The sequence below is a fragment of the Maribellus mangrovi genome, from assembly GCF_037646455.1.
Classification (GTDB): Bacteria; Bacteroidota; Bacteroidia; order Bacteroidales; family Prolixibacteraceae; genus Draconibacterium; species Draconibacterium mangrovi_A.
The window spans coordinates 751,800-766,749 of record NZ_JBBIXN010000002.1; the positions used below are offsets into that span (position 1 = coordinate 751,800).

The 14,950-nt window shown below is 40.4% G+C and carries 11 protein-coding genes and 1 tRNA gene; 1 reads left to right on the forward strand and 11 read right to left on the reverse strand.

The window, feature by feature from the left end; genetic code table 11:
- Window positions 1-13: 13 nt before the first annotated feature.
- A complete protein-coding gene (trxB, locus tag WFY05_RS11195; RefSeq protein ID WP_340112935.1) occupies window positions 14-1,015 on the reverse strand; it encodes a thioredoxin-disulfide reductase in 1,002 nt (333 codons plus the stop codon).
- 171 nt (window positions 1,016-1,186) lie between these two features.
- Here trxB and WFY05_RS11200 point away from each other — a divergent pair.
- Window positions 1,187-1,260, forward strand: a tRNA-Pro gene (locus WFY05_RS11200).
- A 498-nt stretch (window positions 1,261-1,758) separates the two neighbouring features.
- Here WFY05_RS11200 and WFY05_RS11205 read toward each other — a convergent pair.
- From WFY05_RS11205 to WFY05_RS11250, 10 genes are all read right to left on the reverse strand, one after another.
- Entirely contained in the window at window positions 1,759-2,463 is a 705-nt protein-coding gene (locus WFY05_RS11205) for a hypothetical protein (protein WP_340112936.1), read from the reverse strand.
- A 148-nt stretch (window positions 2,464-2,611) separates the two neighbouring features.
- Window positions 2,612-2,917 (reverse strand): Crp/Fnr family transcriptional regulator, encoded by a 306-nt coding sequence (locus tag WFY05_RS11210; RefSeq protein ID WP_340112937.1) that lies wholly within the window; start codon window positions 2,915-2,917, stop codon window positions 2,612-2,614.
- Window positions 2,918-2,979: 62 nt separating this feature from the next.
- Window positions 2,980-5,502 (reverse strand): glycoside hydrolase family 2 TIM barrel-domain containing protein, encoded by a 2,523-nt coding sequence (locus WFY05_RS11215; RefSeq protein ID WP_340112938.1) that lies wholly within the window; start codon window positions 5,500-5,502, stop codon window positions 2,980-2,982.
- A gap of 85 nt (window positions 5,503-5,587) precedes the next feature.
- Entirely contained in the window at window positions 5,588-7,105 is a 1,518-nt protein-coding gene (locus tag WFY05_RS11220; protein ID WP_340112939.1) for a hypothetical protein, read from the reverse strand.
- 58 nt (window positions 7,106-7,163) lie between these two features.
- Complete coding sequence (locus WFY05_RS11225; RefSeq protein WP_340112940.1) at window positions 7,164-7,970, reverse strand: SDR family NAD(P)-dependent oxidoreductase; 807 nt, start codon at window positions 7,968-7,970, stop codon at window positions 7,164-7,166.
- A gap of 28 nt (window positions 7,971-7,998) precedes the next feature.
- The gene (locus tag WFY05_RS11230; RefSeq protein ID WP_340112941.1) at window positions 7,999-9,318 is read right to left on the reverse strand and encodes a family 43 glycosylhydrolase; all 1,320 of its coding nucleotides are present in this window, start codon (window positions 9,316-9,318) and stop codon (window positions 7,999-8,001) included.
- A complete protein-coding gene (locus WFY05_RS11235) occupies window positions 9,318-11,078 on the reverse strand; it encodes an alpha-L-rhamnosidase-related protein (RefSeq protein ID WP_340112942.1) in 1,761 nt (586 codons plus the stop codon). The genes WFY05_RS11230 and WFY05_RS11235 overlap by 1 nt, the downstream gene beginning before the upstream one ends.
- A gap of 15 nt (window positions 11,079-11,093) precedes the next feature.
- Window positions 11,094-11,948 (reverse strand): alpha/beta hydrolase, encoded by an 855-nt coding sequence (locus WFY05_RS11240; RefSeq protein ID WP_340112943.1) that lies wholly within the window; start codon window positions 11,946-11,948, stop codon window positions 11,094-11,096.
- Between the two features lie 25 nt (window positions 11,949-11,973).
- Window positions 11,974-12,738, reverse strand: coding sequence for an SDR family NAD(P)-dependent oxidoreductase (locus WFY05_RS11245; RefSeq protein ID WP_340112944.1), 765 nt, complete (start codon window positions 12,736-12,738; stop codon window positions 11,974-11,976).
- 58 nt (window positions 12,739-12,796) lie between these two features.
- A complete protein-coding gene (locus WFY05_RS11250) occupies window positions 12,797-14,908 on the reverse strand; it encodes a hypothetical protein (RefSeq protein ID WP_340112945.1) in 2,112 nt (703 codons plus the stop codon).
- Window positions 14,909-14,950: the final 42 nt, after the last annotated feature.

Below are 14,950 nucleotides of genomic sequence, written 5' to 3' on the forward strand. Positions count from 1 at the left end.
CGTAATAAATGAATTATCCGTGTTTTTCGGAAAGGTAGCGTTCGGCATCAATAGCGGCCATACACCCTGAACCGGCTGCCGTTACTGCCTGACGATACTGATCATCCTGAACATCGCCACAGGCAAATACCCCCTTAACATTTGTTTTAGAAGTTCCGGGAACGGTGTTAATGTATCCAACCTCGTTGGTATCGATGTAATCTTTGAAAATATCGGAGTTTGGTTTGTGTCCGATTCCCAGGAAGAAACCATCGATTTTGATCTTCACTTCTTCCTCACCGGCTTCACCTAAATTTTTAACCAGCGTTGCGCCTTCAACAACTCCGTTATCGCCAAACAATCCTTTGGTTTGGTGCTTCCACAGAATCTCGATGTTTGGAGTTTTCATCGTGCGCTCCGCCATTACTTTTGAGGCACGAAGCTCATCGCGGCGAACAATCAAATATACCTTGTTACACAAACCGGCCAGGTACATGGCTTCTTCAGTTGCTGTATCTCCCCCGCCAACAACGGCTACGTCTTTTCCTTTGTAGAAAAATCCGTCGCAGGTTGCACAGGCAGAAACTCCGCCACCGGCATATTTTTTCTCATCTTCAAGCCCCAGATATTTGGCAGTTGCACCGGTTGCAATTATCACGGTTTCAGCTTCGATCAATTTTTCATCGTCGATCCAAACCTTATGAATTTCACCCGAGAAATCAACTTTTGTAGCCATTCCCCAACGTACATCAGTTCCGAAACGTTGTGCTTGCTTTTTAAGGTCTTCCATCATTACCGGACCGGTAACTCCTTCGGGGTAACCCGGGTAATTTTCAACTTCTGTAGTAGTGGTTAATTGTCCGCCGGGCTGCAAGCCTTCGTACATTACCGGCTCAAGGTTGGCCCGGGCAGCGTAAATAGCCGCAGTGTAACCTGCAGGTCCCGACCCAACAATCAAACATTTAACACGCTCGCTAGCAGCCTCTTCACCGGATTTTTTTTCTTCGTTATCGTTAATATCAAGTGGTTTAAACATGGTATGTAATTTTTGCGACAAAAATACAAAACAAAGTGAGTTTGCGAAGAAAAAACTAATCGATTATAAACATATGCGATAAATGAATTCTATTGATCTTATTTCGGTGGAAATTGAAAAAAAGCTTTTGTAATAACGAATTCTAACATTACATTTGCAGGCACATTATTTCGGGATGTGGCGCAGTCTGGTAGCGTACTCGTCTGGGGGGCGAGGGGTCGCAAGTTCAAATCTTGTCATCCCGACAACTGATTATCAAAAGGTTAACAAATACTTGTTAACCTTTTTCTATTTGAATAGTCGCAATTTAGTCGCAGATTTTACAATTAAATTTTAACCTATTACCTTCAAAGAAATATACAAAATCAAAATAGTATTAATCTGAGAATGATATAGACACTATTTAATGTTCGAGTCTTTTTCTGGGCACTAATACATATTACAACCCGATGTTATACAGATTATTACATCGGGTTTTCTTTTGACTCATACCCTGATGCATACCCTAAAGATATTATAACCAAAGAAAAAATTATTACTTCCCTAGTTTCATAAACTCATCAATTAAAATTCGGATATTCATTCGGCGACATTCGATCCTGTTTTGGGACCAGGGGGTCCCAGGTTCGAATCCTGGTATCCCGACTTTTAAAAGGATTAACTAGTTGAAAAACAGGTTAATCTTTTTTTTATGTCCCGATATTGTCCCGACTTTATCATCTTCCTAAGATGTAAGTTGAATTTTATGCAATCCCTCTCTTCCGCTTAATCTCTTCAATTAACCGTGATTGCTCATCCCAATATTCCTGCACAGTAGCATCTTCATAGCCACCAAAGGAATGAACTCTACCCAAAACATCATTAATTCCATTACCATATAGAAAATCATCTTCAATGATAAAGTTGGCCATGCTTTTCCTGTTATAAGTCCACCTTGGATATTGTATCATTATCCCTCCTTCCGATGTTTTGATGTAGGGTGGTTTTATATGCCGTTCAGGATCGCCCTTTAGTAACTCCCGGATAGCTATGTCCCTGGCTTCGATTATTTTAATCTCAGCCGTCTTAATTTCATCAATGAGGTAGGCTGCACGTACTTCAAGCATATTGCAATACCAGTGTAGTTTTTGATCCCAAAGCAGCTTAAGATAAAAATCCAAATGGTCCTCTTTTAAAATCCTGGCTATTATCTTTCCTGTTTTGTTCAGGTTCTCATCCTGATCGCGTTCACATGTATCCGGCTCCCCGGTGTGGTGCATAGCTTCAATGTAAAGGTTCAGGGTACTTTCATTCTCCAAATGTTCTATCCTCTTTATATCATCACTTCCGTATGTATACGACACTTCATAAAAGCTATTCCGCCAAAAGAATAGCTTATAAGTTAGTCCAGAAACTCTTTCTGCTAGGCACTTGGCATCTTTTGCAATAATGTTGTTTTCTGTATCCATTGGATGGGAACTGTACTTTGAAGATAAGAAAAGCAGCTGGAATTTCTTTTTAAACCGAAGACTCAAATACCAACATAAATATCAATAGTTACAAGATTTATTTCTTGTGACTCTTTTTGTTTGCACAAAATACACATCAAAAAAAGGCCTAAAAAACCACAAAAATAGATGGTTCAATACTTTCAATAGTAAATAGATTTGGTTTGTTATTCATGAAGCTATCGATGGAAGCAATAGCCTGTCCTTCAAAAAAGAATTGGAAGGTTATATCTTTTCCATCTTTATTAAACCACTCACGCAGGCAGCCTTGTTTAATGAGGTAAATATGCTTCGAAATTTCCCCTTCCTGTAACAGGATCGTTTTTGAGGTAATTTCTCTTTCAACAAATACCTTCTGAAAGCGCGACCAATTCTTCTCGTCTTCCTTTATTGTATTTATCAATTTATCGATCATTACTACAAACCTACAACATTAAATGACCACAAACCTGTTTTTTCTATTCAAAGGTTTAATATTTATTCTGAAACAATTTTTAGTACTCCATCTGTTAAATTTTGAGAGTGAGCTTTTAATATTATTTCACCAGCTTTAGCGAATGGACGAATGACTACCTGTGCTTTCCCCTGATATGTTTTTATGTTTGTGCTATTAAAACTCTCCATGTCATTGGGACTTGCATTGCCCGAAGCAATAATTTCACCATTTCCTGATATAGATAATTCAATTGTTACTTCATTAGTTGGAACAAGTTGTCCTGATTCGTCCAACACTTCAACCTTTACGAATACTACTTCTTTACGATCAGCTATCAATTTACTCTGCTCTGCAGTTAGCCTGATGGTCTTTGGTTCCGTAGCAGTTTTTAATATTTTGCTTTCAACCTCTACGCCTTTTTCAAAACAAGAGGCTTTTAATTCTCCGGGTTGATATGGCACCTCAAATGTGGCGATGTATTTATCTGCTTCAGCTAAGTCCTTTTCAGCAAACAATTCTCCATTCAATTCCAGTTTAACCTGTGAAGCCCTTGTAAACACTCTTACCTGAAGTGGTTTACCTTCACTTCCCGGCCAGTTCCAATGAGGAAATTCCATTGGCCACGACCATGCTCCTGCTGTTTCTATCATTCCTTCAGGAATTAGCTCATGTACATTTATTTCAAGATTGCTGTTTCCCCAAATTACATCGCGATAGAGCATTTGTGGAGTTTTCTCCCCGGTTATATCAATGTCTCCGCAATTGGCAAGAAAATAGGGCCAGTTAGATGGACGCATCGCCTGAAGATCAAATATATTTACACCTTCCGGCAGTTTAAATCCGGAGAAATTCCCTGAAAATCCCAGTCCCTGACTTTCCGGAACATAATTCGGTTTTCCAATAGAAACTTCACCCAGATAATCCCAGGCTGTCCATATAAAATCGCCTATCACAAAAGGGTATTTTTCTACAGTTTCCCAATAATCGTAAGCAGATGTAGCGTAGGACTCTGACATATAAATTATTCGCTCCGGGAATTTCTGATGATCGGATTCTACTTCATCGATCATATAATTATAACCACAAACATCAAGCAGATCAAACATTGGAGTTGTTGACTCCCACCCTTTTGGATAGAAAAATCCTGTTACTCCCATGGTTACACCACGACTATCATCCAACTCCCTGACACGATTCGCCAGTTGAGTACCAATTCGTAAACGAGTTGAATCCACCGGCTCAAAAATTTCATTTCCGATACTCCACATAATAATGCTTGGATGATTTCGATCGTGCATCATCCAGTTGGTTAAATCTTTTTCCCACCAATCCTTGAAAAACAGCGAATAATCCTGAGGATTTTTATAGTTTTCCCACATATCTGTAAATTCGCTAATCACCAGCATTCCATATTTATCGCAAGCCTTATAAAAAGCGTCAGAAAATGGATTATGAGCACAGCGAATTGCATTAAAACCATTGGCTTTTAATACCTCAACTTTTCTCTCTTCTGCTCTTTCAAATGCAGCTGCACCAAGCAATCCGTTATCATGGTGGATACATGCTCCTTTTAGTAAAACTGATTCTCCGTTTAGAAGAAATCCTTTATCGGCAGAGAACTCTATAGTACGGATTCCAAAAGTTTGATCGTATATGTCTTTTACCTCATCCCCTACTTTAACGACCACTTCTGCGGTATAAAGATTAGGCGAATCCAATGACCAGAGAACCGGATTTTCAACTTTGACCAGACTTCTTACTACTGCCTCTGATTTTGATGGAATTACATCTGATCCGCCGACAGTACCTACTAAAATATTATTCGCGTCTTTAATATTAATTGTTATCTCTGCATTTACCTCCTTTATATTGTCATTCTGAACCGTAACTTCAGCCTCGACAACTGCTTCGTTGGGATTGATTTCCGGCGTAGTAATTTTTGTTCCCCAAACCCCAACATGAACAGGATCAGTGACCTGTATATACACGTTTCGGTAAATTCCAGAACCGCTATACCAGCGCGAATTTCGGCCAATATTTTCAACCTTTACTGCAACTACATTCGATTCTTCTGCCGTGTTCAAAAACGGTGTAATATTGATCCAGAAAGGAGTATAGCCATTTTTATGACTGCCGGCTTTATGGCCATTCACCCAAACTTCCGATTCCATGTAAACACCTTCAAACTTTAATATGACGGTTTTCCCTTCATCCTTTTTATCGATCGAAAAAGTTTTTCGGTACCATCCGGTTCCTCCCAAAAAATGTCCGGTTGAATTTCCGTTCCCAGGAGACTTTTTTGAGAAAGGACCAATCTGGTCAGCAGCATCTTCTCCATCGATGTCCATCAAACTAAAATCATGAGGAAGATCAACCTCCAACCAGGCAGAATCGTTAAATACCAATTGTTCCGCTTCGCCAATAGAATCACGTATAAACTTCCATCCGTTATTAAATAACTGCTCACGCTCGTTGTCCATATTATCGGATTTTGAATTACATCCCCAACTTATCGATAGGAAGAAGATTAAAGCATAAAATCCTGCTCGGTAATGATAGATCATATTGTACAATTTTGAAGGTTTATAGTTTCCTGGTTTAGATTTTTGTAAAGGAAAACAGCTGATAAAACATGCATAGAATAAGATTCTAAATTTCATTAAATGACAGGAATAATATACTGTATGCGGGAACCTGAATTTCACCGGCTTTTATTCTTTCCCCTTTTATCGTAGGCAAACTTTCGTCTGAAGTTAATTTCAGTACTTCACCATTGAGTTTTACCGATTTAGTTTGAAGATTTTCGCCATTAGCAGTAAGCAGGTATTGTTCGGCATTTGAAGGAATTACCACCGTCTTTTCTGAAGCGCCTGGGTTTACAATTAAAACAGCGAATCCGTCTTTTTGCCCTTTTAGATTGTGGGCAAAAACATCAATTCCATCGTCATTTAATCCTGCATCGTATACTTTTTCCCCCATCAATTTATTCCAAAGCAGAGCAGCCCAGTAATTTGGTCGTGGTTCATGCGTATCTTGTTCAAGCAACGCATACTCGCTGGCGCAAAGGGTGTTGTGCATTACCACTTTCACCCCTTTTTTCGCCAATCTCCCTAGTTGTTCCAAATATCGAAAACAATCTACATATGTTGCGGCCCAGGGATTTCCTCCGCACGCAGTCTCTGCCGTTTCTGTTAACCAAATGGGTGCACCCGGCACATATCTATTACGTGCATTTTCATAATACTCCAACCCGAGTTCTGTTTTGCTCAGCCAGTCTTCATCCAAAGCATTTTCCGGTGTACGGTTACCCATACAACGTTTCGATACCCAACCATAATAGTGATAAGTAAATATTTCGAACTCAGGTTTTGGATGTGCTGTAAAAATACTGTCGGTTGATAACGACTGCCCAGAAATTATACCGCCTTCACCCGTTGAGCCCGGGCCAAGAATTTTCATTTCAGGGATAGCCACATCAACGTAACTTTTAAAAGCTTCGAAATCCCTTGCAAACGCATTTCCATCATATCCCTCCGGAGCACCCCCATGTCCGGCATGAGAAGGTTCGTTAAACATTTCGGCAGCAGCAATTTCTCCACCAATCGCTTTAGTATAATTTATTAGTGGCTCAATCTGCGCCGGCATCCAGTTTCCATCCTCGTCGCGCATTCCATTACTAATGGCAAAAGAAGTTACGAGTTTCGAATCGGTTGCTTTACAAAAATCAATAACACCTTTCCATTCTGCCCTGGTTAAAACATTTTCATATCCTTCGGGCGCAGCTTTGAGTTTCGATTCGTCATTATCCTGAAAATAAGTTGTGTTTGCCCATGTCCCACTCACCCTCACATACATTGGTCCCAAGGCTGAAGCAAGTGTGCGAAGTTTATTATCGTAAAGATTTACGGGCGGGATTGATCGTTTCAAAGCCGCAAATCCACCGCTTTTTACTTTTGCAGTATCAAAGAGGTGATAAGGAATCCAAAAATCGCCTCCCACAACTTCACACATTTCGATATTTATTGACTGGTACCTTTCGTCAACCTCGCCAATAAAATTCATCGTTTTAAGATTGATTTCCAATTCGTCTTCTTTTGGTCTCTTATCAGTACAACTGCTTGAAAGAAGGAATACAAATCCTAATAGGGCTGCTAATTTCAGGTTCATTTTATGGTTTAATTTGAAAACTTTTAATTTCGGGAACAGAGAGCAATTATCCTAATGGTTAATGTTGTGCAAGGCTCTTTTTCATCATCTTACCAATAAAGTTAGTTGCAAATTTTGGTGCCAAACGATAAAGCTTATCCAAAAACCAGGCATCCTTTCCTACTGTAGCTCTGAATTTGTTTTTCTCCATTGCTCTGATGATAATCTGAGCTGCTTTTGAAGGAGAAAGTGCCATATTATTCTTATCGTTGTTATCAACCTTCGGTCCACCTAATCCCGAATTTTGTGTAATGTTCGTCATAATTGCACCCGGATGAACTACTGTCACTTTTACCTGAGTGTTTTTTAATTCCGCATAAAGTCCTTCAGTTAATATTTTTACAGCTGCCTTCGAAGCACCATAAATGGTTTGGGTTGGAAATGGAATAAATCCTCCCATACTGGAAACATTTACAATATGTGCTTCAGGTCGTGTTAATAGATGCGGAAGTAAGGTTTTGGTTAAATAGTATGTCCCCCAGAAGTTGACGTTCATTACCCTTTCGGTAGTTTTATACTCCAAATCGTTTACCGCGGCAAATGGCTGAATTATTCCAGCATTGTTAATGAGTCCATCAATCGACTTAAGCCGCACAAGCATTTTTTTTACTGTTTCTTCAACGGCAGATTTATCTGTAATATCTAACACAAATGTACTAGCATTAATGCCATAATCCCCGGCTATTCGAACCGTTTCCTCCAACGAATCTTTATTAATATCGATGGCAACTACTTTAGCACCTTTCTTCAGCAATGCTAAAACCAGTTCTCTACCCATTCCGCTTCCACCACCGGTAACAACTATTGTTTTGTCTTTTACTTTCATTTATGCGTATTTTAGTTCTCTTTCATTGCTAATGACCGAATTCAAACCAGTCCAGGTCAAACATCTCACCATCTTTCCCCTGAAATGTCAACCAAACAGAATGAATTCCCTCAACTTTTTTGATTTTGGCAGAAACGATTTCCCATTCTGCATTTTCTCTCCCCGGTATGGTTAACTCTCCAGCATTAGGTCCCCATGGTTGATCAAGTTTGATAATGATTGTTCCGCCATTTTTAAGTGCTTTAACTCTCAACTTGATTTCATCTGCTCTGTTCTTAAAATCAACGTATTTATAAGCCACGTTATCACCATCCTGAATTTTTCCAAGTTTTTCATTAGCTTGCTCCCATTGTTCAATTCTTACATTCCCGAATAACTGGCAAGCACGTTCGGCATCAATTTTTTCAAAGGCATTTAACGGAGGGCCTGCACCCTGTGATGTCATTTCAACCTCATCAATAGATCCATCTTCATTGAAATAAATGGGTTCGACGCAAGCTTTTCGCATCATCCGGCTATTATGGGTTGATCGATGATAAAAAACGTACCATTGTCCGTTAAACTCAACAATAGATCCATGGTTGTTCCATGTTGCCGGATCACATTTATCATTGTCAACTATTACCCCACCGTATTTAAACGGTCCCATTGGTGAATTACTGGTAGAATACCCAATGCAAGTTGGCCGATTATTACGGCTCATATCTGAATATATCAGGTAATAAATGCCATTGCGTTTAACCATGTAACTTCCTTCATGAAAGTAGTGCTCCTTTTCGGTAATCACATCAGTTACAATAGTCGAAGTATCTATTTCTGTCATATTAGGCTTTAGTTTGGCAATTTTTGCCTGAAATTGGCCCCATATATAGTAAGCCTGACCATCATCATCGATAAACACAGCAGGATCAATTTCTTCTATTCCGGCTAAGTTCATTTTTCTGCCGTTCATGAATGGCCCTAATGGAGAGCTGCTTGTAGCGACACCTTCTGCGGCCTTTCGATCTGGTTGGCAATAATACAAGTAATATGTACCATCCTTGTACTGACAATCCGGAGCGTAGAGTTCTTTATTAGAATAAGGAACCTGGTCATTTTCTCCAATCGAAGAAAAAACATTTTCTGTAATATTCCAGTTTCTCAAATCGGAAGTTGAAAGCACATGATGTTTGAACGAACAGTAATATTCAGTGCTTTCATCCAATGAACCATAAACATATAATTTTCCATCCTTCCAGACATGTGCTGATGGATCGGCAATATACATACCGGCCGGAACAATTGGATTTTGACCAACAGCCCCTTGAACAAAAAATAGAAAAAGAGTAATTATGAGACAATACTTCATTATTCCAGAATAATTTTTACGCCATCAGGTTCTGTATATTTTGTTTGCACTGAACCATCCGGCATTTTTTTATGCTCGACAGACAAAATGCCCATCGGAGTTGGATAAGTTCCTTTAACCCATTCAAGGTCGCCAAGATGAGGACTGATTTTTATCGTTTTGCATCCCGTTTCTACCACATTTATACCAAGTACATACTGTGTTAACCAAGCTGTCGGACCTGATGCCCATCCATGACAAAAACTATGTCGGTAACCTTCATAGCAGTAGCCTCCATAAGTTGCATGTACATTTACTTTTCCTTCAGGTACCAACTCGTCAATCCGGGCTGCGTTTTCCATCCAACTGATGTCAAAATCTTCCCAAAAAGTAGTAGCTCCCAAGTCGAGCATAGCTCCCCAATATTCCCTGATATTGTCAATCGCTCCCTGATAATCGCCAGCCATAGCACGTGCAATCAGCATGTAATAACCATAGAAGGTTGACATTTTATGAACGCCATCTTTAGCTAGCACTTCAGAGTTTGCTTTTTCCGGTGAAATTAATCCCGACATGGCCAACAAAGCAGCAGCTTGTTTCGATCCCGCCATATCAGGTATATGTTTTTTTAATTTCTCTATTGATTGGAGACACATCTCCCTGGTCTCCGGGATGTCGAGCAAGCTACAAAGTTCTGCACCTGCCTCAAAGCTCATAACCATCATTGATTGCAGACCCGCATGAATAGCTGCTTCATTTTCACTGGATGGCCAGTCCAGAAAGCGCATTCCATCCAACGTTTCTTTTCCATCCTCGTCAATATGTTTTGCAAGTTGGTTAAGTATTCCAACGAGATATTCTTCTTGCTTGGCCAGGTACTCAAAGTCTCCTTGAGATTTATACCATTCTTGCTGCAGAAGTATCCACCACATTGAGTACGAACTAATATCATTCATCCAATTGGGCAATGGATATTGATCACGGGCAAAGTCAAGACTTTTTGGTACCACATCATTGTAGCCAAATACTGAATTAATTGTCATCATTTCAGGATGCATATCACCGGCCCAAACCAGACGGTCTCTTTTTATTCCATCCAAAAGATATTCATTCATATTAAGATGGACGGTATATGCGCCGGTCATCCAAATATTATTCAGTTGTTCGTCATTACTTGCGAATGAACCTAAATAAGGAATGTCTCGATACCTGAAACTGGCACTAATTTCTTTGATTAGGATTTTTGCATTTGGGCCCACTAAATCGACGCGTACAAAACGGAATCCGGATTCGCCTACTTCCAACCGGCCCATAGTTGGTAATGTCACTTCAAAATCACGCATGGCATGGTCGTTGGTTGCTCCGTTTTCTCCAACATCACACATTGTTTCTGCTACCGATTCACCAAAACGAATACGCACTTTCCCGGCAGGACTCAGATTTCCACGGGTTGTAACTATTTCGATTCCTCCCTGGATTTCTCTACCAAAATCAAGTATAATTCCGTGCTGAGTTTCCTCATCATTTTGAATCGTAAAAAACTCGCCAAAGCTTAAATCTGCTTGTCCAGTACTTGGATTTAGCAACGATTCTGCATTCCGGATATAATTTCCGGTGGTATCAGAACTCCAAACAATTCGCTCAGGTGTAAGATTTTTACGAACTAAGCTTGTCGATCGGACTTTACCTGGATCCTGATTCTTAAACACCGGGGGGAGTTGCGCCATTCCTGTAAAACACAACACCAATAGTAGACTTAAAATTATACTTTTTTTCTTCATCTGTTCAATTCTATATTATTCTATAAATCCCTGATATTCCATCCAATCCATAAACAGCTCAGGCCAAATATCTGATGGTTTATCTTGCTTTATAACTGAAAAGCCGTGTCCTCCGGAATAAAAACTATGCATCTCAATTGATTTACCAGCTTTCTTCCATTTTTCATATAGTCCCGGATTACCACTCGCAATTTGATCATCAGCAGCCCACACAAGAAACATAGGAGGAGCATCAGTTGGAACTTCATCTCCAAGCATTGCTCCACAGTAGGCATAAATAGGGACAACAAAATCAGGCCTGCTTTCCGAGGTATAAATGTGGGCAACAGAACCAACGAGTGTTCCTCCGGCTGAGTATCCCACAATACCAATTCTGGCAGGATCAAGTCCATACTCCGATGCATGATTCCGTACATATTTTATTGCTTCAAGTCCATCTGCAACAGCAAGGTGAACAAACTTCATGAAGAGTGAATCACGTTGAGACGGATTAGCTTTATCTAATTCAGCATATGGGAACGGCATCAATCTGTATTTCAAAATAAATGCTGTAATGCCATTCTCTACGCACCATTTTGCAGTAGCTGTTCCTTCCTGTTGATAGGCCAGTCCCTGAAAACCACCACCCGGGCAGATTATAAGAGCCGTTCCCCTATTGTTTTCCTCTTTAGGTTGAATAACAGTTAAAGTTGGCATTGATACATTACGAATGGTAACAATCTCATCGTTTTCATCCAGCCGAACTCTTTCTTCCAACGTTAATAGCTCATTTCCCTGAGGTGTCTCACCATTATACAGAGGTATTATTTTTTGTCCATAACTGCAATAAGTGATCATTATCAGAAACAGAGCTATTGCTAAATTTTTCATATTAAGGTTTGATCTAAATTTTGTACTAAGTTCTCATCACAGCACCACCATCAACACAAATTGACTGCCCTGTAATCCATTCCGACAGATCTGAAAGAAGGAAGGCTACAATGGATCCCATATCTTCAGGTTTTCCAACTCGTGGAGCCGGGATCATTTGCAATACCATACCCACAATTTGCTCGGAATTTTGGAGACCACTTTCTGTCATTACCAAACCAGGTGAAACTGCATTACAGCGGATACCTTGCTTACCGAATCTGCTTGCTACATTTCTTGTCATTGCTCCGATTCCTGCTTTTGTAACTGCGTAAGTTACCTTGTCGGGCATGCCTGCGTACAATGCATCTGAAACAGTATTTACTATTGATCCTCCACCGGCTTCCAGAATGTGCGGAATTGCATATTTTGATGTAAGCATAAATCCGGTAAGATTAATATCAATGTTGCGCTGCCAATCCGTTAAATCAATATCAACCGGATTTGTATCTTTCATAACTTCGGCAGGATTGATATTGGCTGCAACATTAAACAATCCATTTATTTTGCCGTACTCACTAATTGCCAGATCAATCAGCGCCTTCACGTCTTCCGGACTTGAAATGTCTGTTTTGGTGGCGATTCCATCTCCGCCTGCTTCTTTTATACTTGCAACACATCGTTCGGCGTTTTCCTTTACAATGTCACCAACAACAATTTTAGCGGCTCCGGCTCCTAAAAATTTGGCTACACCATCAGCAATCTCACCAGCACCGGCGAACACTATTACTTTGTCTTTTAAACCTTCCATAATTGTTTTCTTAATCTTTTAAATATTTGAGAATATATTTTATAAATTCGTTTTTAGCTTAAAGCGCGGGTTTCAAACCTTCACATCGAACTTTCCAAGAACCATCATCAGGAAATCCCGGAGCATGGATGTCGGGAGCACCATCCCAGCCTGCGGCCATCATTGCAACCGCATAAAGTAGTCCTCCGTTCCCCGGCAAATAAGGACAGGGGCCACCGGTACAAACACCACGTTCGTCATAATAATTCTTAGTCCCCGCATCTTTCAGCAAGGCATCAATAGCAAGGTTCGGTTCACCAAGACGTGCTGCTGCCATTGCAGTCCAGGGGAAATCCCATCCCCAGCAACGCTCCCAGTCCCAAGTACCCCAAATTTTTAAAAGGGTTTGATGAGCAATTTCCTTATCTACATTTTTTTGAGGAGGTAGCATGCCATAAACACCAACAGGATCAGGATGCTCCCAAGCCCGTTTTGTATAGGTATCTTTCCATTCTGGAGAGTGTATATAAACGCCACTATCTGTTGGTAAAGGAGCCATGTTCTTAATGATATCATCCCAATTCGGTTCCCGTTCCATATCCATTCGTTCACGCCAAGTCTGAGCTTGGTTCAATCCCCAGGTCCAGTAAGCCAAATCAAATACAGCATCCTTAGTAATTCCCTGTTCGCTCGGAGGCATCACTGGATCTAAATGGTAAATACCATTTTCGTCTTTCACCGGGTAATCAGCCATGTGCTTTGCTGTCCCATCAATTATATCGGCCCACTTCTCTAGTGTTTTTCTAGTTGGATGTAGGCGATAATCGAGTTCGGCAAAAAAGATTGGGTGAGGTTGCTTCCATAACAAAACCTGATTTCCTAGCCACGGAGCCGTGCGTCCTCCGGGACTTGCTGATTTCTGCCATTTAAGTCCTTCGTAATCCAACTGCTCAGCAAGTGCACGTGCTGAGGGAGTAAATCGTTTGTAAATTGTTAAAGCACTATCTGCTAAATCCCAACGATCCCATAAAGCAAAATGTGAAGTATGCCACCAGATCATTTCCATGTGGAATTGTCCCTTCCAAGGGCCGATTCCCATAAGTCCTCCTTCTGCAGGTGGAAAACTTCCGGCCGACTGTACCGCAGTTTGATATTGAGACAATACAATTCTTCGTTCAAGTTCTTTCCATCTTGGGTCGGTACTTTCTGAAAGATCGATAGCTCCTCCACTTTGCCAAAATTCCGGCCAATGTAACTTACAAGCTGTTGACGTTTGCACAAAATCCGGAACCTGTTCCTTGTCTGATGATTTCGAATAGGCACATGTAAACTCAAGCGAGTTCACTCCTTCTGTTGCAAGTTGCCATGCATGCGGATTATTCTCGGAAATTGGTTTTAACTCAGCTCCTTTACTCCATATCAAAGACGTAAAGTAGGTTACCGAATCAACTTCTCTACGAAAATCAGCACGTTGATCATTACCATTAAGAAGAATTGTTTTATGCTTATCTATTTGCTCAAAATCACCAACCCAGGGTTTGTAACGTTCTAAATTAGGATATGGGAAATCGATGCCAACAACAAGTTCTCCATTTTCTAAAAGTGGAGATTCAATTTGTACAGAAACCATATCTGAATTAGGATTTACGCAAGTAGCGACCCTAACCGGCTGACCATTTATCGTAAAGGAAGAATGTAATATCCCGGTCCACAGATCAAGTGATCGTGACAAACCTTTGACATCTTCCAAAGTCAGTTCCATTCCGTTTTCCATTGCAAAACGTATTCTGCCAAGATTGAAAATATGAGGATTATCAAACATGTACTGACGAATGTTATCCTTATCTTTTGGAAAAATATCGGGTCCGGCATTACGCCCTTGCTGAAAAGTACCGGTTGCCGGAATCTGATCAGATGTTACCCCCTCAGGAAGTGGAAATGAATGCCAACCCCAATGCGACATGGTATTGCCTCCAAAAGTCTGAAGCCCTGTTCCATCTGCATTAAAACAAAACTCACCATTACCAAGAGGAATTTGTCCAGATGGATCGTTCCATTCAATATTGTGCCGGGTTACCAGGGCATAACGGTCAATTGGTTTTAGCCCAGTCTCTCTTTTACACTGAATGCTTATAACCGCAACAATGCATAAGATAATAACGATAGTAATTGTAAGAATTTTAGGCCTCATATCTTCTATTTTTCCTGGTTATTCGAGTTGCAATTTCTTGAA